Here is a 23264-nt window from a genome sequence, read left to right on the forward strand (position 1 = left end):
AATGACTACACCTTTTCAAAAAGCAAGCGAATGGATTGATGCTGAAAACGCTCAGGATCCGAATATCGAAATCGATCAAAATACCGAATATCCAAAAGAATTATTGTACTCGAACCGAATGTACGAGAGACTCATGCAATTTGAACCTGAAGCTTCAGAACAAATTCAGATTGCCTCAAAAGCCCAACATATTTGCCGATGGAAAGTGGCTCGCGAATCTTACCCAATGGATCGCGTAGGATATTTGAGATGGAGAGAAGATCTTAAAAAATTTCACGCCAAAACTACTGCCGAAATCTTAGAAAAAGCAGGATACAATCAGGACTTTATTGATCGTGTTTCTTTTTTGATCGAAAAGAAACTACTAAAAAAAGATGCCGAAACACAACTTCTTGAAGACATTATTTGTTTGGTATTTTTAGAATATTACTTAGATCCTTTTGTACACAAACACGATGATGAAAAACTAAAAAACATCATCAAAAAAACCTGGGATAAAATGTCTGACAAAGGACATCAGGAAGCTTTGAAAATCAACTATTCAGAAGAAAACTTAAATTTGATAAAAGCTTCTTTGGGATTGTAATTTGATTTTGACATGAATAAGCCAAAAGCGAATTATATTTTCCGCTAAAAAGACAAACATTATCTTCGAATGAAAAAAAGCAATCAGGAAGCTGCAGATAAAATCACTTTCAAAAATTTACGCCGTTGGTATTTTTTTGCACTTTGGACTATTGCTATAACCGTTATTTTAAGTCAGATTTTGGTTCAGTATAATCTGAAACAGCAATTAAATGATTCTAAAATCATCAATATTTCCGGTAAACAAAGAATGTTAAGCCAGAAAATTGTCAAAGAAGTGCTGATTTTAAATTATGTTTCGGATACTATTTCACAAAAACAAATTTCGCATTTAAACAACGTTTTACAACTTTGGAAAACAACTCAAAATGCACTTGAAAATGGCAATGATAGTTTGGCTTTTCCAAAAGAAAAAAGCGAAACCCTCAATAAATTGTATCAGGAAATTAATCCGGTTTTCAGCATTATCAGTCAATCAACCGATTCTTTTCTTTTAAATTTAAAACAAAAAAACAAGGTATCAGAAAATCAAAAAATGGTTCAGATTATTCTAAAAAACGAAGGCGTTTTTCTTTCGAAAATGAATCAAATAGTGAGTCAGTATGATATTGAAGCGCACGAAAAAGTAACCGAACAACGCAAAATAGAATATTGGATTTTTGCCTTTACACTTTTTGTTTTGTTAATGGAGTTTTTCTTTATTTTTAAACCTACCAATAAAAAAATCGAGAAGCTAATTGCCAAACTTTTATCATCCGAAAAGAAAGCTTTGAAACTCGCCTATGACACAGAAATTATTAGTGAAATAAAAGAAAATTCGGTAAAAGAATTAAAATCCCTTAATTACGCCATGGAAAATACGCTGCTTTATTGCCGTATTGCGCCTGATGGTTCGATTATACATATTGGAGAAAAATTTGCCAAGCTATTAAACTATACCCGCTTTTCATCCAACAAAAAATTCTCTGAAGTTCTAACAACTGACGAGAAAGAACAAATCAATATCGACCGAATTATCTTTGAGAAACATCGAAGTGGCTGGCAAGGCGAAATTAAAATAATTAATAAAGAAGCACAGACTTTTTGGCTCGACTTATCGATGGTTCCGGTAACGATTAAAAAAGAAGAATCAGAGCTTTTAATTATTTGTTTTAACATTACGGAACGCAAAAAAGCACAACGGGAAGTAGAACGTCTGAATATTGAAAACAGTACCGAAAAAATCAATCAGCAAAAGGTCATTTCAAGTAAAATTGTTGAAAATCAGGAAAATGAGCAAAACCGAATCGCTAAAGAAATTCACGACGGAATTGGGCAAATGCTTACTGGTTTAAAGTTTAGTTTAGAAAGCATCAATCTCGATGACAGAGAAAAATCAGCTCAAAAAATCGAATATCTCAAGAAATTATCGCTTGATATTATCAAAGGTGTCCGCACGGCAACTTTCAATTTAATGCCACCGGAATTGAGCGATCATGGCATTGTTTCTTCTCTGGCAAAGCTTACTCAGGAACTTTCCAAACTAACCGGAAAAGAAATTCTGTTTTATAACAAAACCGACTTTAATCAGCGTTTAGATTCTTTAATCGAAATTAATATTTACCGCCTTACTCAGGAAGCGATCAATAATGCGATCAAATATGCAGAGTCATCACACATTATTGTGCAGCTTTCGCACAGCAATACTTTGTTGAGTATTATTGTCGACGACAACGGAAAAGGCTTTGATATTCATGCTGTTGATAAAAAACGCAACAGCGAATCCGGAATGGGATTATTGTTTATGAAAGAAAGAATTCAATACGTAAACGGTCGTGTTTTTATCAATTCTATTCCGGGAGAAGGAACCAGAATTACTTTTAATATTCCTATTTGAGAATTAGAAAATTAGAGAATATGTCAATTAGATAATTAACGCACATAAACCTAACAGGTTTTAAAACCTAAAAATCATTATCTCATTTTCAAATTATCTAATTATCTAATTATCTCATTTATTTGGGCGAGCCACCATCGCGATAAGAGGGCTAATTTTCTTTGCGCTTATTCGCCCTCTTATCGCAATGCTGTCGGGCTGTACGCGCTACTTCGGTAGCCAGCTCCCATCCCTCTCGCGGACAATCTTTTCCAGAAGATGAATTAGGTTATAATACCACTTTTTAAATTTTTAAAGCACTATTTGTTATCCTGAGCGAAGTCGAAGGACCGCAATCAAAATCACTATTCTTTGTCGATTTCCGAGTGTGATTTCTCGTTCCTCGAAATGACAAAGTTTGTGTAAAACTTTGGCAAAGTTTACACAAGAACATCCTCAATCTTGTCATCCTGAGCGAAGTCGAAGGAACGCTATCAAAATCACTAATCTTTGTCGATTCCCGAGTGTGATTTCTCGTTCCTCGAAATGACAAACTTTGTCAAAAAGCTCAGCCTGACAATTCGAAACTTAATTTTTTAATGAAATTTTAATATTAGAATCTGAAATTTTATAGATTTCAAATATAAAAATTACGTATATTAGCGTCTTTTTTATAGATGAATATACGTAAATATCCAAAATAAAACTTAAGTAAATTATGAGTAATATCATTCGTGTAGTATTGGCAGATGATCATGTTTTTGTAAGAGATGGAATTAAATCATTACTTGAAAACGAAGCAAATATCGAGGTTGCAGGCGAAGCTATTGATGGTGCAGATGCTCTTGAAGTGGTTGCAGCCAGCAAACCAGATTTACTTATAGTAGATATTCGTATGCCAAACTTAACCGGTATTGAGGTAGTAGAAAAACTTAGAAGCGAAAATAATAACGTAAAGATCATCATGCTTTCTATGCACGAATCTGAAGAATACGTATTAAAGTCCATAAAAGCAGGAGCCGATGGTTATTTATTAAAAGGCTCAAGCAAAGAAGAATTTCTAAAAGCTTTGCATACGGTTGCTGCCGGCGGAAAATATTTTAGTGGCGATATCTCCTCTATATTAATTAGTCAATTAACAAACGCATCCACATCATTAGAACCTAAACAAAATTTGGGCGAAGAAATGATGATTACCAAAAGAGAAAAAGAAATCCTTGCCCTTTTATTATCCGGAAAAGGAAACAAAGAAATCGCCGAAGCTCTTGATATCAGTAAGCGTACTGCCGAAGTACATCGTTTTAACCTGATGAAAAAGTTAAAAGTAAAAAACTTGATGGAACTCTCTAATAAAGCAACTGAATATTCTTTATTATAAATTACGTATTAATACGTAATTATTTTTGTAAAACTGCGTTTTAGCAGTTTTTAACTAAGTTATAGTACTTATTTTTATCAAAAAATATAAGTGCTATGAAAACTACAAATTCATTATCTCAATCTCACAGAATTTTAATTTTGAACACATTGGCTTTTACAGTGTGTTTTGCGTGCTGGACATTAAACGGTGTTTTAGTTACCTTTTTAGTCGATAACGGAATTTTCCATTGGAGCGTTGTTCAGGTTGGGTGGCTTCTGGGTATTCCAATACTAACAGGTTCTGTTATGCGCCTGCCAATTGGAATTCTAACCGATAAATTTGGCGGAAAATATGTTTTTTCACTTTTGCTTCTCCTCTGCTCGATTCCGTTATTCCTTCTTCCTTATGCTGACAGTTTTTTTATGTTTGCCTTATTGAGTTTTTTCTTCGGAATGGTAGGAACAAGCTTTGCAGTAGGAATTGGTTATACTTCGATCTGGTATCCAAAAGAATGGCAAGGACGCGCTCTGGGAATTTTTGGGATGGGAAATGCCGGCGCGGCAATAACAACCTTTTTGGCTCCTTCTCTATTAAATCATTTCTCTGTTGACGACCCTCAAAATGGCTGGAAAATATTGCCTGTTATTTATGCAATTTCTTTGTTGGTAATTGGCGTTGCCTTTTTGATTTTTGCTAAAAACAAAAAAATAGAAAATAACACAAAAAGTGTTTATCAAATGCTTACTTCCTTAAAATCAGCAAGAGTCTGGCGTTTTGGAGCGTATTACTTTTTAGTCTTCGGATGTTTTGTTGCGTATTCGCAATGGTTATTACCTAATTTTATGAACGTTTATCAAACCAGTCTGGTAATGGGTGGTTTGTTCGCAACACTTTTTAGTTTACCATCCGGAGTAATCAGAGCGTTTGGAGGGTACTTATCAGATAAATTTGGAGCCAGAAAAGTGATGTATTGGGTTTTAAGTTCATCAGTAATTTTAAGTGCTTTATTAATGATTCCCAAAATGGAAATTACCACTACAGGTCCGGGTGTTTTAGCAACTAAAAAAGGAACTGTAACTGCTATATCAAACAATACAATTAAAATTGGAGAAACCGATTTTACAGTTGCCCAAAAGAAAGAAAACCTCAGCGAAAGCAGTATTTTTCCAACAAGTACATCCTGGCAGCAAGTTGTAGTATCACAAAATCAAACAGTGAAGAAAAAGGAATTACTCGCAAAAGGAATTACAGTAATTAAATTTGATGCGAATATGTGGGTTTTTCTGGTTTTGGTAATTCTAATCGGGATTTCATGGGGAATTGGAAAAGCTGCTGTTTACAAACATATTCCTGAATATTTCCCTACTGAAGTTGGAGTCGTTGGCGGAATGGTTGGCATGATTGGGGGACTCGGAGGTTTTTTTGGTCCAATAATTTTTGGATATTTACTCACTGCAACCGGAATTTGGTCCAGTTCATGGATTTTCATATTAGTGTTTTCAGCAATTTGTTTGATTTGGATGCATTATACAATCACAAAAATGATGAATGTGAAACAACCCAAATTATCTAAGCTCATTGATACACAATAAATTAAAAACAAATTCAATCAAAAAAAATAAAAATGATTTTTATCATGCATGATGGAGTATTTTTCTTATAAATTTACACCCATTTAAAAAACCAATTATGAAAAAGTTAAAAATAATTCTGTTTTTAGTATTAGTGGGGATAAGCTTTGATATTCAGGCGCAGGAACTGGATGTAAATTTACAGATCAGACCACGTTTTGAATACCGCAACGGATATAAAACACTGATTCCTGAGGGTCAGGAAGGAACATCACAAATTTCGCAACGTTCCCGATTAAACTTTAATTACAAACAAGATCAATTAACTGTAAAATTAACTTTCCAGAATACCAGAACGTGGGGAGACGTGCCAACAACTGCAACCGCAGATAAAAATGGTGTGGCCGTTTTTGAAGCATGGGCACAATATGATCTAACTGAAAAATGGAGCGCGAGAATGGGACGTCAGGTGCTTTCGTACGATAATCAACGTATTATGGGAGAAATGGACTGGGGACAACAAGGTCAAAGCCATGATGCATTGCTGGTTTCTTTTCACCCAAAAAACCATCAGCTGGATATGGGATTAGCCTACAACTCAACTGCCGAAAACACTTTTCAGACTCCATATACTGTAGCTAATTATAAAGCCATGCAATATGCCTGGTATCATACTACAGTAAGTGATTTAGGTGTAAGTTTATTGCTTCTTAACACAGGATATGAATATGCAAATCCGGAGACAAAATTATTAGTAGATTACAAACAGACTTTTGGAACATATCTAACTTATAAAACTGCAAAAATCGACAGTAACTTAAGCTTTTACGGTCAAACCGGAAAAAGCACAGACAGACAAGTAAGTGCATGGAATGCGGCATTAAACGTAGGATATAATGTAACAGATTCATTTAAGGCCGGTCTGGGTTATGAATTTCTATCCGGAAAAGATACAAACGACGGCAGTACAGTAATTAAATCTTTTAACCCAATCTTTGGAACCAATCATGGTTTTAATGGTTACATGGATTATTTTTATGTTGGAAATCACTTAAACAGTGTAGGTTTGCAAGATGCTTTTCTTAAACTGAACTACAACGTAAAAAAATGGCAATTTGCTTTGATTCCGCATGTTTTCTTGTCTGCTGCTGATGTCGTAACACCTTTAAATGAAAAAATGGATTCTTATTTAGGAACTGAGGTTGACTTTACTGCCGGATTTAATTTCAAAAAAGAAATCACGCTTACCGGAGGTTATTCTCAAATGTTTGGCACTAAAACTTTAGAGTTTTTAAAAGCTCCCGGAGATGCCGGTCATACTAACAATTGGGCATGGTTAATGATTTCTGTTAATCCTAGAATTTTCACCTGGAAGAAATAGCGTTTTCCTAAAATATAGTACTATAATTTTACCCTTTTTCTCATTTCGAAAAAGGGTATTTTTTTATGTATACAGTAAAGCTTTTTATGTTTTAATTTGGGGTATATTTGATATAGGATTTATCCTTTTTCTTCGTTAATCAAACTCCCGACCCAATTGGACTCTGTTAACCGTATAAACAACATATCCCAATGAAAATCATAGCTTGGAATTGTAATATGGCGTTCAGAAAAAAAGCCGAATTTATTTTGGCTTTCAATCCTGATATTGCTGTAATTTCTGAGTGTGAAAGTCCTGAAAAACTTAAATTCCCTGACACCATACAATTACCAACAGATATGCTGTGGTACGGAACAAACCCGCATAAAGGACTTGGCGTTTTCTCCTATAGCGATTATCGATTTGAATTATTGGATTGTCATAACCCAAATTTCAAAAATATTTTGCCCATTGCTGTTACTGGCGGTAAAGTAGATTTTACCTTATTTGCCGTTTGGGCGAATAATCCCGGAGATAAAGATGGAGCTTATGTCACTCAGGTCTGGAAAGCCATTAACTTTTATGAAGATCTGATTAAAGAAACAGGAACGATTTTAATTGGCGATTTTAATAGCAATACGATTTGGGACAAACCACGACGAGAAGGAAATCATTCAACTGTTGTGGACAAATTAGGATCAAAAAAGATTTTTAGTACTTATCATAAATATTACAACCAAATTCAGGGAAAAGAACAACATCCAACTCTATATATGTATCGGCATGAAAACAAGCCTTATCATCTTGACTACTGTTTTGCATCAAATGATTTCATTGAAACTTTAGAAAGTGTAGCAATAGGAAGTTATCAGGATTGGACTTTGCACAGCGATCATAAACCTTTAATAATTAAATTCAATATATAAACTATGAACAACACCTGGACAGACAGATGGAACGATCGCTACAGCAGCGAGGAATTTGCTTATGGCGAAGAACCCAACAATTATTTAAAAGAACAATTAGAAAAACTAAAAACAGGAAGCATTCTTTTTTCCCGCTGAAGGCGAAGGTCGTAATGCCGTTTTTGCAGCCAAATTGGGTTGGCAAGTTGCAGCGTTTGATATTAGTGCCGAGGGAAAAAACAAAGCCATAAAACTGGCTCAAGCAAACAATGTAAAATTAGATTATCAGGTTGGAGAATTAGAAACCCTAAACTATCAATCTCAGCAATTTGATGTTATTGCCTTAATTTATGCACACTTTCCGGCAACTGTTAAATCTTCTATTCACAAAACATTAGAAACTTATTTACGCAAAGGCGGAATCATTATTTTTGAAGCTTTCAGCAAAAAACATTTAGAATATCTGGCTGTAAACGATAAAGTTGGCGGACCAAAAGATATTGAATCCTTATTTTCTATTGAAGAAATACAATCTGATTTTCCTGATTACGAAATCATCCAGCTGGAAGAAAAAGAAATCGAATTAAATGAAGGATTATTCCATAACGGAAAAGGTTCTGTTATTCGATTTGTTGGCAAGAAAAAATAATCTACTTCAATAACGTTTCGTAGAGATGCACAAAAAACTCATACTTCCTGTGCATCTCTACACAATTCCCCCTCTAAACAAATAACTAACTATAATACAGTTATTTAAATTTTTCTCAATTGTTAAAATAAAACTTTTATTTGTATTTTAGTACAAAAAACAAACTATCACAAGCGGCAGCCTAAATTAAAAAAGGTTGTTTCATTTTGCATTGCCCTATTCTAAAATTAGTATAAATTTTAAACAACTTTAATAATGGCAAAATCAAAAACAATTGTATTAGTACACGGAATGTTCGTGAATGATAGTAGCTGGTCAGAATGGAAAAATTATTATGAGCAAAAAGGGTATACCGTTTATGCACCTGCAAACCCGGGGCACTCCGGCGATCCAGGCAAACTTCGAGAAAATATTCATCCGGATCTTGTTGAAACCGGCTTTATAGATGTGGTGCTAAATATTGCAAAACTCATAGATACTTTACCGGAGAAACCTCTTGTAATTGGACATTCAATGGCAGGATTAGCCGTTCAAAAACTGATAGATTTAGGCAAAGCAGATGCCGCAGTAAGTATTAATGGAGCGCCTCCTAAAAATGTTTTTCCACCACTTTCAACAGTAAAAATAGTTTGGCCTGCAGTAAACTTTTTCTCCAGTAAAGGATATTACTTAGGATCAAGAGACTGGTACAATCGTGCCTTTTTTAATACTCTCCCAAAACCGGAGCAAGACAAAGCTTATGATTTAATTGCCGTCCCTGAAAGTAGAAAAATTGGACGCGAAACATTATTAAAATCTTTTTCAAATGCAGATTTTAAAAAACCACATCAGCCTATTTTGTTTATTGGCGGAGGAAAAGACAATATATTTCCGCCAGTCTTAACCAAGAAAATTGCAGCGCAATACAAAGATCCCAACAGCAAAGTCGATGTGAAAATTTATGACGAGAAAAGTCATTTTATTTGTGGTGAAAAAGGATGGGAAGAAATCGCAGATTATATATTAAATTGGTACTCTAATTTATAAATGGCACAAAAGAGACGTACAAAAGAAATACACTTTTGTGCGTCTCTAGAATGTTTTCAGAACAAAAAAATGCTGAAAAATTGTTGTTTTTATGAAGCTAAAATTAAATAACAAGATATTTATGTTCCATAATTTCAGAACGTAATTTAGAAACATCCAAAATCCCAATTTTTTTTCCGACGGTTTTAATAAGCATTTCTTTTTTAAGATTTGAAAGTACGCGAATTGCCTGCTCTTCGGTGGTTCCGGCAAAATCAGCAATTTCTTTTCTCGAAAGTTCAATATCAATTAAGTCATTTATTTGCCCAAATTTTCGATGAATGTACAGCAACAAATCGATTACACGTTCACGAACATTCATATGAGCAATTTTGCGAATATTGTTTTCACTTTTATTCAGTTCATCGGCATAAAACAACATCAAAGCATACGTAAATTCAGGAACATTCTGAAGAATTTCTAACATCGTTTCATTGCTAAAATTACACAAAACGGTATCTTCTAATGCAGAGGCACCAATCAGATATTTTTTACTGGTTCCAAATCCACGAAAACCAACTGTGTCTCCATTTTTTGTTAATCGAACAATTTGTTCCCTGCCGTTTATTCCGGTTTTTATCGTTTTAACTTTCCCGGAACAAATAAAATAAAGTCCTTTTATAACGTCGCCTTCTGTAATAAAAGGATTCGCTTTTTTGCAAATAAAAGTCTGCTTTCTTAAAACATATTCTTTCATCTTTTCTAAATGCAAATGTTTTTTAATAAAACAATTTTCATTGATGCAAGTATAACAAATAGGTTGCTCCTCATTCATTGTTTCAAATTTGATGCATTAACACTAAGTAGTTGTTTCTCTTCTATTTTAATCAAAAGTAGAAAAATAAATTATAAAAATAAGTATTTATACGTAAAAATACTTATTTTTGTTTAGACTTAAATAAGTGATTTATTTAGATCTCCAGATTTATTATTAGTAGTATCCAAAAAAAGCTGTAATGCAAAATACCAAAATCAAAACTACCTGTTCGTATTGTGGCGTTGGCTGTGGCATAATTGTGACCAAAGATGCCAAAAATGGTGTAATGGTAACGGGCGACAAAGACCATCCTGTAAACAAAGGAATGTTGTGTTCTAAAGGAATGAATTTGCACTACGTAGTCAATGATACTTCAGACAGGATTTTGTATCCTGAAATGCGTGGCAGTAAATCATATCCGTTAGAACGAGTGAGTTGGGATACAGCGTTTGATCGCGCTGCTGCTGTTTTTACTTCTATCATAAAAAAATACGGGCCGGACAGCGTTGGTTTTTATATTTCCGGTCAGTGTTTAACCGAAGAATATTATTTGGTAAATAAACTCGTAAAAGGATTTTTAAAAACTAATAATATCGATACCAATTCTCGTCTTTGCATGAGTTCTGCCGTTGTAGGATATAAAAAAACTTTTGGAGAAGATTCAGTTCCAATCGCTTATGACGATATCGAATTAGCCGATACTTTCCTGATTACGGGTGCAAACCCAGCTTGGTGTCATCCTATTTTGTTTAGAAGAATTGAAAAACACAAGGAGAAAAATCCGAAAATAAAAATCATTGTTATCGATCCAAGGCGTACGGATACAGCTGCTTTTGCCGATTTGCATTTGCAGATTATTCCGGGATCTGATATTATATTATATCATGCCATTGCCAAACGTATTATCGAAAAAGGTTACGTAGATCACGATTTTGTAAAAAATAATGCCGAAAATTTCAAACAATATAAAGACTTAGTTTTAAGTACTTCGTTAGAAAAAGCTTCTAAGATCTGTGGTATTTCTGTAAGTGATATCAAACTTGCTGCGGATATTATAGGCAAAGCAAAAGGTTTTATTTCGCTTTGGGCGATGGGACTGAACCAAAGTGCCGTTGGGGTCGATAAAAATACGGCATTACTTAATTTATCATTATTAACGGGACAAATTGGTAAACCGGGTTCTGGACCATTTTCTTTAACCGGACAACCCAACGCAATGGGAGGACGTGAAGTTGGCGGAATGGCAACACTTTTAGCCGCACACAAAGACATCGCCAATCCTGAACATCGCAAAGAAGTTGCCGATTTTTGGGGCGTCGATGAAATATCAGATAAACCGGGTTTAACGGCAACCGAAATGTTTGAAGCGCTGGAATCCGGAAAAATGAAAGCGGTCTGGATTATTTGCACTAATCCGTTAGTTAGTTTACCGGATTCCCGCCGAATCGAAAAAGCATTGCAAAATGCAAAATTTGTAGTTGTTCAGGATATTTCGCATAATGCTGATACTTCAAAATATGCCGATTTATTACTGCCTGCTGCGGGTTGGTTAGAAAAAGAAGGTACGATGACCAACTCTGAACGTCGGATATCTTATTTACCCAAAGGAATCAATGCTCCGGGTGAAGCACTTTCTGACATTGAAATTTTAATTCGATTTGCTAAAAAAATGAATTTCAATGGTTTTAATTTTAATAGCGCAGAGGAAATTTATAAAGAACATTGTGCGCTAACTAAAAACACCAATATCGATATTTCGTTCTTAAATTATCATCGTTTAAAAACCGAAGGCACTTTTCAATGGCCGGTTCCTGACTATGGACATCCGGGAACTCCTCGCCTGTTTACAGATAAGAAATTTTATACGCCATCGCAAAAAGCAATTTTCAATTTGCCCACAGCAATAGAAAATACATCAGAACAGCCTAATTCGCAATTTCCGTTTATTTTAACAACAGGACGAGTTCGCGATCAATGGCATACGATGACAAAAACCGGAAAAGTATCGAGGTTGATGACGCACACACCGAGTCTGGTTTTGGAAATTAACCCAATAGATGCTTTTAAAAATGATATTAAAAACGGTGATATTGTTATAGTTTCCAGCAAAAACGGAGAAGTTCGTGTAAAAGCAAAAGTAACAGACTCGATTAAAGAAAAAGTCGTTTTTCTGCCGATGCATTGGGGAAAACAACTGGAAAATGATTTGAACAGAACCAATAATTTGACGAATACAGTGGTTGATCCGGTTTCTAAAGAACCAGATTTTAAGTACACAACGGTCAATATTACCAAATATGTTAAACCATTTCAGAAAATTGCCATTATAGGCGCTGGAGCTGCGGCTTTCAGGTTTATTCAAAACTATCGCGAATTTAACTCTACAGATGAAATTGTAGTTTTTTCGAATGAAGTAAATCCATTTTACAATCGGGTTTTACTTCCTGAATATATGACGGGAGAATTTACGTGGGAACAATTACTAAAAGTGAAAGATGGCGAAGCTTTAAGTAAACTAAAAATTACCATGAATGCCGGTATTGCGATCACTAAAATTGATTCTACTAAAAAAATAATAACTGATAGTTTAGGAGAAATTCATACGTATGATTCGCTGATTATGGCAACCGGAAGCCGTCCTTTTGTTCCGGAAAATGCACAACTTCATCTTCCGGGGAGATTTACCGTAAGGCGAAAAGAAGATGCTGACCGTTTAAAAAAACATTTAGACAGTACTAATTTACCACCCGAAGAACAACATGTTGTGATAATTGGCGGAGGTTTATTAGGTCTTGAATTGGCTGCTGCCTTAAAACATAAAAAAGTAAAAACAACAATTGTTCAAAGAGCTTCCCGATTGATGGAACGCCAATTAGATAGAATCTCAAGTAAATTATTGGCGGAGGAAGTTCAGCTTCGCGACATTCAGATTTACTTTGATAATGAAGTAAGTACCGTTTTTGAAACTGATAATCCTCACGAAATAGAAATTGCTTTAAAAAGTGGCAGAATTATTACCGCAAATGCAATCGTTTACACCATTGGAACAATTCCTAATATCGAAATTGCCAGAGAAAGCGGTCTTTCCTGTGGGCGTGGCGTAAAAGTTAACCAGTATTTGCAAACGTCAAATCCTGATGTTTTTGCGATTGGAGAAATAGCCGAATTCAATAATAAATTATTCGGAATCACATCAGCGGCAGAAGAACAAGCTGATATTCTGGCTAACTTTCTGGCTGGTGATATCAGTAGTTTTTACAAAGGTTCTATTTTAATGAATATTCTAAAATTAGAAGATATTAACCTTTGTAGTATTGGCGATATCGAAATTCCGGAAAACGATGATTCGTATGAAGAAATCGTTTTTACAGATCTGAAAAAAAGGTATTACAAAAAATGTATTGTAAAAGATGATCTTCTTGTTGGCGCTATTTTAATGGGTGATAAAAATGAATTTGCTGAGTTTAAAACCATGATCGAAAGCAAAATCGAATTATCAGACAAACGAAATTTATTACTCAGAGGAAGTTCAAATGCAAAACCAGTTCTGGGAAAATTAGTTTGTTCCTGCAGTCAGGTTGGTGCCGGAAACATTGAGGAAACCATAAAAAGCGGTGTCAATAATTTTACAGATTTATGCAAAAATACCGGCGCAGGATTAGGCTGCGGAAGTTGTAAAACAGAGGTTAAAGAGATATTGGCGAAGTGTAAAGTTTAGTTTCTTTTGTTTCATGTTTCATGTTACTTTACTTTGAACATAAATTTTACCGCAGAGTTCGCAAAGTTTTTTCGCAGAGTTTCGCAAAGTTTTTTTTATTGATGTTTCAATAAATAACCAAAGTTCACAAAGCTTTGGGCAAAGATCTAAAAGTATCGCTTTGTGAACTTTTTCGATAGAAAAAAACTTATACACATAATATAAACCTTTGCGAAAAAACTTTGCGAACTCTGTGGTTAAATCAACACAATCCAACAACTTGAAACCTGAAACAAATAAAACTTGAAACAAAAATTAAAAAAATGGAACTAACAAGACTAATAGTAAAAGGAGGCGTTATTTCGCCGGGGGAATTAAGAGAAGTAGTCAATATGGCAATGGATCAGGGTTTGGATTCTATTTCATTTGGTTCCAGGCAGGATATTATTTTCCCAAAAGGGTTTAAAACTTTAGATAAAGAAAAATTAGGCAAGCATCATTTTGTTTTTCCAGAACAAAAAAGTGGCAATAATATCGTTTCGTCTTATGTTTCTACGGATATTTTTAGAAATACAAATTGGCTTACAGGCAATAAGTTTCTATATATTTTAGAGCAATTTAAAGAGCAGCCAAAATTAAAGGTCAATATAAACGATCCCAAACAGCAACTCGTTCCTTTGTTTACGGGACATCTTAATTTTATTGCTTCAGAACATGAAGATTATTGGTATTTATACATTCGTTTACCAAATTGGCAACGCATGGAAGTTTATCCTATTTTGATTTACAGCTGGGATATTGCGCAATTTTATTATGAAATCGAAAAAATTACAGCTCAAGAATCTCTTGGAATCGATATGATATTTGCACTTGTGAGTGAAGCTCTGGATACCAATAACAGGACAATTGATAAGCCTTTGAATATTCCGTTTTATCCTTTTCCTTATTATGAAGGTATGAACCGTATGGGAATCGATCAATATTGGCTGGGTTTGTATTGGAGAAATAATTTATACGATTTAGGTTTTCTAAAAGAAATGTGTGATTTGTGTTTTGATTGCAAAATTGGAAAATTATGTATCACGCCCTGGAAATCCTTTATCGTAAAAGGAATCCCAAAGGATCGAAAACTGGAATGGGAAAAATTTTTAGGAAAAAGAGGTATCAACGTGCGTCATTCGTTATTAGAACTAAATTGGCATTTGCCCGTTGCGATGGAATGGGCGCTTAATCTTAAAACTTTTTTGGTTCGAACTTTAGATCAGTTTGACATTAGCACTTACGGATTGACTTTTGGTTTATCAGAGTACAATCGTGATGGACATTATTTTACTTCAATTGTAGTCGAAAAAAATGACTTGCCAAAAGATCTGGAATCTATTAAAATCAGAGACACTTATAATGTATTACATGCAAAGAATTTCGATGCCAATACGCGGGAATATGTAGTGCATTCGCAAGATATAGACAAACTCGAACTGCCTACAATATTAATTGAATTAAGCCGAAAATACTTTGAAGAACTAGGAAATTTGATTCCCGAAACAACGGAAAATTTACAGAATAAAGAAAAAACGCAACTCGATATTTACCAATGTCAGGAATGTTTAACGCTTTATAAATCAGAATATGGAGATGAAAGCCAAGGAATCCCGAAAGGTATTTTATTTACAGATTTATCAGAAAGTTATTGTTGCTCTTTATGCGAAGCACCAAAAAGTAATTTTAAGATTCTTGAAGTTGTAGCAAATTAATCTTTCGATTCTGCTCAGCCCAATTGTATTCATTCTGAGCAGAACCGATTTATTTTTGTTCTAATAATGCTATTAAATTTTGGTTTAAATCTTTTGTATTTACTCCGGTAACAGCAAAGAATTTTCGATCAAAATCTTCAACAGTAACAATCGCTTTCTTAATGATTTTTTTTCCTAAATCTGTCAATACAACTACTTTGGCTCTTGTATCTGTAGCATGTTCCTTTCTCGCAATGAGGCTTTTTTGCTGCAGAGTTCTCAAAACCGTAGAAGTCGTCATAGGGTCAATTTTAGTATGCGCCGAAAGAATAATTTGCGTAACTTCTTGTGCATGAAGCGTAAGCCAATGTATACTTGCCATCAACACAAATTGTGAATGCGTGATATTATGTTCTTCTAAAGCTTTTTTGATTTCGCGTTGCCAAAGATTCGTTACTTGCCACAACAAAAAACCAGAACTCTCTTCGGGTTTTTCAACACTAAATGTATTATCTTCTGCTTTACTCATTTTTATTTTTTCTGTTACGAATTGTTTGTAACGTTTGTTTTAGAAATCATTTTTGAAGTTATAAAGTTAAAATCATTTTCGTTGATTTCAAAGAACCCGTAACGAAATGGATATCCCCAGGATTTTTTATTGGGTATAAATTCCAAATTTTCAATTAACGGAAGTATCGAAACTTCACTCGCATCCATAAATTGAATATTTCGTCTAAAAGGAATAAAATTTTCTGTCATCTGAAAAGCATATACTTCATCACCAACTACTTTTCCTAAAGCTGTAAAAGATTGGCATTTTTCATTTCCTTCCATCGTTATTTTAGACGAGTATATTAAAATACAATCTTCCTTTTGCATTCTTTTCAATGGTGCTTCTTTTCCATGACAAACCTGAATAAATCCGCCATTTATAGCTCTTTGTGCATGCTCTTTTGAGATTGTCGCTATCCAATATTTCTTTGTTCTCATAATCTGGAAGCGGCTTTAATTTGCTCCTGAACATCCACAGGCAAAGCATCAACGATCTTTTTTGCAACTAATTTTACCCAAAGGAAACTTAATAATCCTTTTACAGTTATAATATTCGTAATTTTTAATCCGTCAGGAGTTTCTTCAAACAAATGTTCATCATACATTTTGGCCAAAGGAAAATTAGTAACATCAAGGAATCTTTTATTTTCTACCACTTCTAATAATTCAACTTTTACGTTTGGACCGCCTTTTGGTCTTAGTAAAAAATGGTTTCCTTTTTCAAAATTACCTTCTAATTTGGCATATTCAATTCCTGTATCCCAAGTATGCCAATTGTTTACATCTGCAAATAAATTCCACATTTGCTCTTTCGTTACCTCTTTTGTTATTATTGAATGAGATTTTGACCACATTTTATTTTAAATTAAAATTAATAAGTGCAAATATAGTAAGCGTACTTATAATAATAACTATTTCATTTAATTTTTTTTTACTTTTTACTTAAAATAACCGAAAAACAAGCTACAATTAAGAGTTTCAATGCTTTTTTCGTCAGTGGAATTGTTAAGAGATTTTACTCCTTAAAATTCACAAAAAACTTAATCTATTAAAAATAAGATGCTTATAATTTATTTTTAAATGAAAACTTAACATTGGGAGATTTGTTTATTGGTTATCTTTACTTAACTGTGAATTAACAATTTAGTTACATTGTTAAAGAAATCATCATCTAAAAGCACATTATTATGGAAAACAACAACGAAGAAGTTACCCCGGAAAAAATCGATTCGCCAACACCTGAAAATATTCAGCCTGCTACAGAAAATATAAAAACGGTAAATACTCCTGCTGCAAAAACACCAGTTCGCAAAACAACACCTGTTAAACCAGCAACTGCTGCAAAACCGGCTTCATCAACAAATGCTACACCAAAAGCTACAACAAAAACTGCAGCATCAACCACGCCTAAAACTACAGTTCGAAGAACTCCGGCAAAAAAAGTTACAGCTCCGGCTTCTTCCATAAAGCCAGAAGTTATAAAAGAAGTTACAGCACCAAAGCAAAACAAAGAAATTGAGATAACTTCAAAAGAAGAAACTAAGAAAGATAAATCAGATAAAAAGAAGAAAAAAGTGAAAGACAAAGACAAGGACAAAGAGAAAAAGAAATTAGCGAAGAAAAAAGATCAGGCTAAAAAAGACAAAAAGAAAGAGAAAGCTAAAAAAGCAAAACTAAAAGCTGCCGCTAAGAAAAAAGAAAAGGCAAAAAAAGCGAAAGATAAAGCGAAAGCGAAAAAAATAGCAAAAAAGAAAGCTAAAGCTCAGAAAAAAGCAAAAGCTAAAAAGAAAAAATAATACCAAAAAGGTTTGACTTATAGTTGAACCTTTTTTTTATGCTCTCTTTTGTCATCGCAAGGCACGAAGCAAACTTATCCTCCAATCGCAATCATACTGCGATTATCAAAATGCAATGAAGGATCGTCCATTTCTTCAATAGTAACCATTCCTGCCCTGACTTTCTTTTTACTTTTAACAGAATCGGAAATTAGATTCGTAATCTCTTCTCCATTTCTCAAAGGCGTAAGTAAATCAGTTTCTGAATTAGAGAAAAGACAATTTTTGATTTTTCCGTTTGCGGTAAGACGAATTCTGTTGCAGCCATCACAAAACGGATTTGTAATGGAACTTATGATTCCAAAATCGCCCTGATAACCTTTTATTTTATACGTTCTTGCTGTAAAGTTTTTTTCATCTTCTAATTTCAATATTTCTTCAGGCAAAAAAGTTTTTTCCAGTTCTGATAAAATCTCTTTTTGAGAAATCATTTTGCTTCTGTCCCACTCATTTCCCGCAAAAGGCATAAATTCAATAAAACGAATTGAAAGGGGTAAAAACTGTGTTAACTGGACAAAATTTATAATTTCATTTTCATTAAAACCTTTCATTAAAACCACATTTACTTTAACTTTAAAATCATTATTCAAAAGTAAATGCAAATTATCTACAACTTTCTCAAACTGATTTCTTAGCGTTATAGAATGAAATTTAGACGAGATCAAAGTATCTAAACTCAAATTGATTTTATTTATTCCATACTGCTTTAAAACATCAATATGGCGATCTATTAAAATACCATTTGTAGTTATTGAAAGAGAGACTTCAAGAGTTGCTAATTTTGAAGCGATCTCCGGAAAATCTTTTCGCAAAAGTGGTTCTCCTCCTGTTAATCTAATTTTGTCAACACCATTTTCTACGAAAGTCCGGGCAATAGAAAAAATCTCGTCTGCCGTCATTAAACTGGCTTTAGGAGACAATTCGATTCCGTCAGCAGGCATGCAATACGTACAACGCAAATTGCATTTCTCTAGTAACGAAATACGCAAATAATTGTGTTTTCGTCCAAAATCATCCGTTAAAATGGTTTTAGAGGGTATCATGATTTTTTCCTTTTAAAATATGAAAAACATGCAATACATGAGGGAAAACAGCATCCATAGATTCTCTGGCTCCGTTTGTTGATCCCGGCAAAGCCAAAATCAAACTTTTTCCTAATGTTCCAGCAACTGTTCTGGATAACATAGCGTATGGCATTCTTTGCTGACCATAATTGCGAATGGCTTCTTCGATTCCCGGAATTCTGCTTTCCAGTAATGGCGATAAGGCTTCGGGCGTAATATCTCTTGGCGATAATCCCGTTCCTCCGGTAAAAATTATTAACTGATGTTCTTTGGCGAAAGCCTTTGCTTTTTCCTGAATAATATCCAATTCGTCAGGAATAATTTCATAATGAGCCGTTTCTACTCCGCACGCGTCCAGTTTTTCTACAATAATTTTTCCCGAACGATCTTCCTTTTCACCGGCAAAAATCGAATCAGAACAAACAAAAACGGCTGCTTTTATGGTATTCGAAAATTTATTTTTGAAAGACGATTTACCGCCTTCTTTATTGATTAATTTAATCGTCGAAATCTCGATTTCCTTGTCAATTGGTTTTAGCATGTCATACATCGTCAACGCTACTATTGAAGCGCCGTGCATGGCTTCTACCTCGACTCCGGTTTTGTAAACCGTTTTTACATTGAAGATTATCTGAATTTCAAGATCCTCAATTTTATAGTCTACCGAAGTAAATTCAATTGGAATGGGATGACAATCCGGAATCGACAAATGTGTATTTTTCACTGCAAATAATCCGGCTGTTTTTGCCATTTCAAACACATTCCCTTTCGGAACTAGATTATTCACCACCGCATCAATTGTTTCCTGTTTACTAACTTTGACAATTGCTGTTGCTGTTGCTGTTCTTAATGTGTTTATTTTATGCGTAATATCAACCATTAGTATTTTGTTTCCAGGTGAATGTATCGTTTTCAAACATTTCTTTACCAAAAATTGGCACATCGGTTTTTATCCAGTTTACAATGGCTTCTGTTGCTTCATAAACTTGTTTGCGTCTTGTCGCCGATACAAATACGAACAAACAAATTTCTCCCGCTTTTACCACGCCTAAACTGTGGTAAATATGCATGCAGGTTAAATCGAATTTAGCAAAAGCTTTTTCGCGAATCGCATGCAAAGCTTCGTTTGCCATATCCGTATAAGCTGTATAATCGATTGCTACAACCGTATTGTCATGAATAACATCTGCGCGAACTTGTCCTAAAAAAATATTGTGCGCACCAATCGTATGTTTTGATTGGTGTTTCGCGATAGACTCAGCGATGAATTCAGGAGCAATTGGTCCTTCTACAAATACATTTTTACTCATTATATTTTATTTTTTTTGCCACAGATTACATTGCTTATATTGATTTTTTTTTGCCACGAATTTCACTAATTTTCACTAATTAAATCTATTTCCAAAAACCAACCGCGATCTTGTCATTTCGACAGAGGATAAATCACACTCGTAAATCGACATAGCTTGGCGATTTTCTTTGCGGAGTTTCCAATGTGATTTCTCCTCTGTCGAAATGACAAACGATACGAAACCATTAACTGTTTATAATCTGTGGCTATATTTTTATTTCTTCTAATAACTGCTTCATTGCCAAAGCTCCTCCAGCAATACTTTTTACATTTTTAAATTGCTTTTTCTGAAGCAATTCTGCTGCTATTTTACTTCTGATTCCGGATTGACAAAAAACGTAAATTGTTTGGCTTTTATCCCGTTTTTCGATTTCATTTTCTAAATCTATTAAAGATATCTGAATTTGATTTTTTAAACTAATTTTTGGCAATTCATCTTCATTTCTAACATCTAAAAATAAAACCTCATCGTTATTAATTTCATCAAAAACTGATTCAAAATTTACTTCTTCAATCTGATTTATAGATTTATTATATTTTTCATCGAATATATCTCTATTTATTAACGGAACATCACTTTTATCAAAATCATACTTTTGCTGTTCATTATTTAAAATATTGTAAACTAATATTTTTCCGCTTAAAACTTCTCCTATTTTCAGAATCATTTTGATGACTTCGTTTGCCTGAAGCATTCCGATAATTCCAACCGTGATTCCAATTACTCCGGCATCTTCACAACTCGCAGACTGGGTATTTTCATCCGGATATAAACATCTGTAAGTCGGTCCGTTTTGATAATTAAATACCGAAACCTGACCCTGAAACCTAAAAATAGATCCGTAAACCAATGGTTTATTCGTTATTATACAAGCATCATTAATGAGATATTTAATAGCAATATTATCTGTTGCGTCAACAATAATATCATACTTTTCGAATAAGGCAATTGCATTTATTCCTGATAATTTTTCAGCAATCGAATTGACTTTTACAAGCGGATTCAATTCAGAAATTCTCAGTTTTGCTTCGTCAGCTTTATATTTTCCAACAGCAGAACTTTTATAAATTACCTGGCGATGCAAATTCGAAATTTCGATAATGTCATCATCTGTAATTCCTATTTCTCCAACACCTGCAGCAGCTAAATAAGGTAATATAGAAGCTCCCAAACCTCCGGCGCCAATAACCAGAACTTTTGCTTTCGATAATTTATCCTGACCAATATCTCCTATTTCTGGAAGAATTATTTGCCTGTTGTAACGTGCTGTTGTATTCATTTTAATTTAGTTTATCCTCCTGCAAAAGGTGGTAAAAGCGCCACAATATCACTAGTTTGTAACGTGAAATCTGTTGCTTTTGGTATAATTTTCTGATTGACTGCCACACTAAAAGACATGGACTCAAATTGATATTTTTCTTCTAAATCCTGCAATACTTTTTGCAGTGATACTTCAGAATAAGATATTTTTTCGAAGCTACATTTTGTCTTTTCTGCTACAGCACCAAAATATTTTATTTCAATCATTATTTTAAATTTAAATTCTGAAAAATAAATTCATCTTCAAAGTGTTCCTGAAAATAAGACGTTAACCTTGAAGTATTCTTTACTACTTCTCCAATTACTATAATTGCGGGTGACGAAATTTTATTTTCTGCTACTAATTTACTAATCGAGCTTATTGTTCCTACTACTTTTTGCTCTGTATTTTTAGTTCCGTTCTGGATAATCGCTATCGGTAAATCATCATGTCGGTTTTGCTGATAGATAGAAATGATTTCCTCTAATTTATGCATTCCCATTAAAATAACAACCGTTGCATTTGATTTTGAAGCCAAATAAACATCTTTTGACAATTCATGATTGGAAGTTGTTCCTGTAATAACCCAAAAACTTTCGGCTATCTGGCGTTGTGTCAGACTTATTCCAACGGAAGCCGGAACACCTAAAGCAGATGAAATTCCTGGAACAATATCGGTTTCTACCCCAAATTGTTCTACATATTCAATTTCTTCACTTCCTCTTCCAAAAATAAACGGATCACCGCCTTTTAAACGTACCACATGACCGTAACGGTTTGCCATTGAAACAATCAATTCGTTAATCTGATCTTGTGTATAAGCGTGACATCCTAATCGTTTGCCAACAAAAACAATTTCTGCTTTTGTTGCATATTGCAATAATTCTTCGTTGACAAGCGCATCATATAAAACAACATCAGCTTTTTCCAGAGCTTTAATAGCTTTAAGCGTAATCAATTCAGCATCGCCAGGACCTGCGCCTACAATTGTTAATTTTGGTGTTTTTAAATCTCGCATAGCTTTTAACTTAAATTGATATTCAGGTCGTTTAATTCGTCAGCCGAATTAATATTAGTCAAAGGAAAATTTTCACTCTCTTCTATTGTGATGATTTGATGCGGAACTTTCGCTATTAAATTCATCATTTTTAAATCGTCATTATCAATTGCGCTTTTGATAACGGGTAATACTTTTTTAGCATAAATACCTATTAACGGATGCATTCTGCTTTCTGAAGCAAAAACTGTAATTTCAGCTTCCTGATTATGTTTTGAAACTAATTCTGATAATAATTCGGTTGAAATTAACGGAATATCACAACTAAGAATCAGATTAAATTCAGTTTCAGAATTTATCAAAGCCGTATAAATTCCTCCCAAAGGCCCTTTGTCTGAAATTATATCCGGTATTTTTTGATACGTCAAATAATCATATTCTTTATTAGTTGTTATTAATTTAATATTTGCTGTTATGGGCAAAATAGCCTTAATAATATGTTCAATAAATGGTTTGTTTTTAAACAGAACTAATCCTTTCTCTGACTGCATTCGAGAACTTTTTCCTCCACATAAAATAAATGCTGTTAGTGATTCCATCTCAGACTATTTAATAACTAAATTATTT

The 23264-nt window shown here is 33.9% G+C and carries 21 protein-coding genes and 1 pseudogene; 11 read left to right on the forward strand and 11 right to left on the reverse strand.

Annotated elements, in window-relative coordinates:
• The first annotated feature begins 1 nt into the window (after position 1).
• The 8 genes and pseudogenes from ASF10_RS13705 (at position 2) to ASF10_RS13740 (ending at position 9311) form a co-directional block, all read left to right on the forward strand.
• Positions 2-586: a DUF4202 domain-containing protein gene (locus ASF10_RS13705; protein ID WP_056250150.1), complete on the forward strand. Its 585-nt coding sequence runs from the start codon at positions 2-4 to the stop codon at positions 584-586.
• 69 nt (positions 587-655) lie between these two features.
• Positions 656-2461: an ATP-binding protein gene (locus ASF10_RS13710; RefSeq protein ID WP_056250151.1), complete on the forward strand. Its 1806-nt coding sequence runs from the start codon at positions 656-658 to the stop codon at positions 2459-2461.
• Positions 2462-3158: 697 nt separating this feature from the next.
• On the forward strand, positions 3159-3818 hold the full coding sequence (locus ASF10_RS13715; protein WP_056250153.1) for a response regulator transcription factor: 660 nt from the start codon (positions 3159-3161) through the stop codon (positions 3816-3818).
• Positions 3819-3913: 95 nt separating this feature from the next.
• Positions 3914-5392, forward strand: coding sequence for an MFS transporter (locus ASF10_RS13720; RefSeq protein WP_056250155.1), 1479 nt, complete (start codon positions 3914-3916; stop codon positions 5390-5392).
• Positions 5393-5489: 97 nt separating this feature from the next.
• A complete protein-coding gene (locus ASF10_RS13725; RefSeq protein ID WP_056250157.1) occupies positions 5490-6752 on the forward strand; it encodes an alginate export family protein in 1263 nt (420 codons plus the stop codon).
• Between the two features lie 191 nt (positions 6753-6943).
• Positions 6944-7657 (forward strand): endonuclease/exonuclease/phosphatase family protein, encoded by a 714-nt coding sequence (locus ASF10_RS13730; RefSeq protein ID WP_056250159.1) that lies wholly within the window; start codon positions 6944-6946, stop codon positions 7655-7657.
• Between the two features lie 3 nt (positions 7658-7660).
• Positions 7661-8285 (forward strand): annotated as a pseudogene (locus ASF10_RS13735) (class I SAM-dependent methyltransferase).
• Between the two features lie 255 nt (positions 8286-8540).
• Positions 8541-9311, forward strand: coding sequence for an alpha/beta hydrolase (locus tag ASF10_RS13740; protein ID WP_056250161.1), 771 nt, complete (start codon positions 8541-8543; stop codon positions 9309-9311).
• Between the two features lie 103 nt (positions 9312-9414).
• On the opposite strand, the gene ASF10_RS13745 is transcribed toward ASF10_RS13740, so the two are convergent.
• Positions 9415-10125, reverse strand: a complete 711-nt coding sequence (locus tag ASF10_RS13745) for a Crp/Fnr family transcriptional regulator (RefSeq protein WP_056250162.1) — start codon at positions 10123-10125, stop codon at positions 9415-9417.
• 181 nt (positions 10126-10306) lie between these two features.
• On the opposite strand from ASF10_RS13745, the gene ASF10_RS13750 reads away from it, so the two are divergent.
• Positions 10307-13825: a nitrate reductase gene (locus ASF10_RS13750; protein WP_056250164.1), complete on the forward strand. Its 3519-nt coding sequence runs from the start codon at positions 10307-10309 to the stop codon at positions 13823-13825.
• 302 nt (positions 13826-14127) lie between these two features.
• Entirely contained in the window at positions 14128-15558 is a 1431-nt protein-coding gene (locus tag ASF10_RS13760) for a rubredoxin (protein ID WP_056250168.1), read from the forward strand.
• 49 nt (positions 15559-15607) lie between these two features.
• Here ASF10_RS13760 and ASF10_RS13765 read toward each other — a convergent pair whose 3' ends face one another.
• Genes ASF10_RS13765 through ASF10_RS13775 form a run of 3 tightly spaced genes read right to left on the reverse strand, consistent with a single transcriptional unit; the run spans position 15608 to position 16943 of the window.
• Positions 15608-16066 carry a MarR family winged helix-turn-helix transcriptional regulator gene (locus ASF10_RS13765; RefSeq protein ID WP_056250170.1) on the reverse strand — a complete coding sequence of 153 codons (459 nt, stop codon included), beginning with the start codon at positions 16064-16066 and terminating at the stop codon, positions 15608-15610.
• A gap of 14 nt (positions 16067-16080) precedes the next feature.
• Positions 16081-16527 (reverse strand): EVE domain-containing protein, encoded by a 447-nt coding sequence (locus ASF10_RS13770; protein WP_056250173.1) that lies wholly within the window; start codon positions 16525-16527, stop codon positions 16081-16083.
• The gene (locus tag ASF10_RS13775) at positions 16524-16943 is read right to left on the reverse strand and encodes an SRPBCC family protein (RefSeq protein ID WP_056250174.1); all 420 of its coding nucleotides are present in this window, start codon (positions 16941-16943) and stop codon (positions 16524-16526) included. The genes ASF10_RS13770 and ASF10_RS13775 overlap by 4 nt, the downstream gene beginning before the upstream one ends.
• Positions 16944-17276: 333 nt before the next feature.
• Here ASF10_RS13775 and ASF10_RS13780 point away from each other — a divergent pair, with 333 nt between their 5' ends.
• Positions 17277-17885 (forward strand): hypothetical protein, encoded by a 609-nt coding sequence (locus tag ASF10_RS13780; RefSeq protein ID WP_056250175.1) that lies wholly within the window; start codon positions 17277-17279, stop codon positions 17883-17885.
• Between the two features lie 74 nt (positions 17886-17959).
• Here ASF10_RS13780 and moaA read toward each other — a convergent pair whose 3' ends face one another.
• The 7 genes from moaA to ASF10_RS13815 form a co-directional block, all read right to left on the reverse strand.
• Positions 17960-18967 (reverse strand): GTP 3',8-cyclase MoaA, encoded by a 1008-nt coding sequence (moaA, locus tag ASF10_RS13785; RefSeq protein WP_056250176.1) that lies wholly within the window; start codon positions 18965-18967, stop codon positions 17960-17962.
• A complete protein-coding gene (gene moaCB / locus ASF10_RS13790; protein ID WP_056250177.1) occupies positions 18954-19868 on the reverse strand; it encodes a bifunctional molybdenum cofactor biosynthesis protein MoaC/MoaB in 915 nt (304 codons plus the stop codon). The genes moaA and moaCB overlap by 14 nt, the downstream gene beginning before the upstream one ends.
• Positions 19861-20298: a molybdenum cofactor biosynthesis protein MoaE gene (locus ASF10_RS13795; protein ID WP_056250179.1), complete on the reverse strand. Its 438-nt coding sequence runs from the start codon at positions 20296-20298 to the stop codon at positions 19861-19863. The genes moaCB and ASF10_RS13795 overlap by 8 nt, the downstream gene beginning before the upstream one ends.
• Before the next feature lie 247 nt (positions 20299-20545).
• The gene (gene moeB, locus ASF10_RS13800; protein WP_056250181.1) at positions 20546-21619 is read right to left on the reverse strand and encodes a HesA/MoeB/ThiF family protein; all 1074 of its coding nucleotides are present in this window, start codon (positions 21617-21619) and stop codon (positions 20546-20548) included.
• 11 nt (positions 21620-21630) lie between these two features.
• Complete coding sequence (locus ASF10_RS13805; protein ID WP_056250183.1) at positions 21631-21867, reverse strand: MoaD/ThiS family protein; 237 nt, start codon at positions 21865-21867, stop codon at positions 21631-21633.
• Entirely contained in the window at positions 21867-22658 is a 792-nt protein-coding gene (cobA, locus tag ASF10_RS13810; RefSeq protein WP_056250185.1) for a uroporphyrinogen-III C-methyltransferase, read from the reverse strand. Before cobA ends, ASF10_RS13805 begins: the two co-directional genes overlap by 1 nt.
• A 5-nt stretch (positions 22659-22663) precedes the next feature.
• Positions 22664-23236, reverse strand: coding sequence for a molybdenum cofactor guanylyltransferase (locus ASF10_RS13815; protein ID WP_056250187.1), 573 nt, complete (start codon positions 23234-23236; stop codon positions 22664-22666).
• Positions 23237-23264 lie beyond the last annotated feature (28 nt).

Source organism: Flavobacterium sp. Leaf82 (assembly GCF_001422725.1).
In the GTDB taxonomy this organism is placed as follows: Bacteria; Bacteroidota; Bacteroidia; order Flavobacteriales; family Flavobacteriaceae; genus Flavobacterium.

Coding starts and splice junctions, on each gene's coding strand:
- ASF10_RS13705 (WP_056250150.1), top strand. CDS start 2: ATGACTACACCTTTTCAAAAAGCAAGCGAATGGATTGATGCTGAAAAC.
- ASF10_RS13710 (WP_056250151.1), top strand. CDS start 656: ATGAAAAAAAGCAATCAGGAAGCTGCAGATAAAATCACTTTCAAAAAT.
- ASF10_RS13715 (WP_056250153.1), top strand. CDS start 3,159: ATGAGTAATATCATTCGTGTAGTATTGGCAGATGATCATGTTTTTGTA.
- ASF10_RS13720 (WP_056250155.1), top strand. CDS start 3,914: ATGAAAACTACAAATTCATTATCTCAATCTCACAGAATTTTAATTTTG.
- ASF10_RS13725 (WP_056250157.1), top strand. CDS start 5,490: ATGAAAAAGTTAAAAATAATTCTGTTTTTAGTATTAGTGGGGATAAGC.
- ASF10_RS13730 (WP_056250159.1), top strand. CDS start 6,944: ATGAAAATCATAGCTTGGAATTGTAATATGGCGTTCAGAAAAAAAGCC.
- ASF10_RS13740 (WP_056250161.1), top strand. CDS start 8,541: ATGGCAAAATCAAAAACAATTGTATTAGTACACGGAATGTTCGTGAAT.
- ASF10_RS13745 (WP_056250162.1), bottom strand. CDS start 10,125: ATGAATGAGGAGCAACCTATTTGTTATACTTGCATCAATGAAAATTGT.
- ASF10_RS13750 (WP_056250164.1), top strand. CDS start 10,307: ATGCAAAATACCAAAATCAAAACTACCTGTTCGTATTGTGGCGTTGGC.
- ASF10_RS13760 (WP_056250168.1), top strand. CDS start 14,128: ATGGAACTAACAAGACTAATAGTAAAAGGAGGCGTTATTTCGCCGGGG.
- ASF10_RS13765 (WP_056250170.1), bottom strand. CDS start 16,066: ATGAGTAAAGCAGAAGATAATACATTTAGTGTTGAAAAACCCGAAGAG.
- ASF10_RS13770 (WP_056250173.1), bottom strand. CDS start 16,527: ATGAGAACAAAGAAATATTGGATAGCGACAATCTCAAAAGAGCATGCA.
- ASF10_RS13775 (WP_056250174.1), bottom strand. CDS start 16,943: ATGTGGTCAAAATCTCATTCAATAATAACAAAAGAGGTAACGAAAGAG.
- ASF10_RS13780 (WP_056250175.1), top strand. CDS start 17,277: ATGGAAAACAACAACGAAGAAGTTACCCCGGAAAAAATCGATTCGCCA.
- moaA (WP_056250176.1), bottom strand. CDS start 18,967: ATGATACCCTCTAAAACCATTTTAACGGATGATTTTGGACGAAAACAC.
- moaCB (WP_056250177.1), bottom strand. CDS start 19,868: ATGGTTGATATTACGCATAAAATAAACACATTAAGAACAGCAACAGCA.
- ASF10_RS13795 (WP_056250179.1), bottom strand. CDS start 20,298: ATGAGTAAAAATGTATTTGTAGAAGGACCAATTGCTCCTGAATTCATC.
- moeB (WP_056250181.1), bottom strand. CDS start 21,619: ATGAATACAACAGCACGTTACAACAGGCAAATAATTCTTCCAGAAATA.
- ASF10_RS13805 (WP_056250183.1), bottom strand. CDS start 21,867: ATGATTGAAATAAAATATTTTGGTGCTGTAGCAGAAAAGACAAAATGT.
- cobA (WP_056250185.1), bottom strand. CDS start 22,658: ATGCGAGATTTAAAAACACCAAAATTAACAATTGTAGGCGCAGGTCCT.
- ASF10_RS13815 (WP_056250187.1), bottom strand. CDS start 23,236: ATGGAATCACTAACAGCATTTATTTTATGTGGAGGAAAAAGTTCTCGA.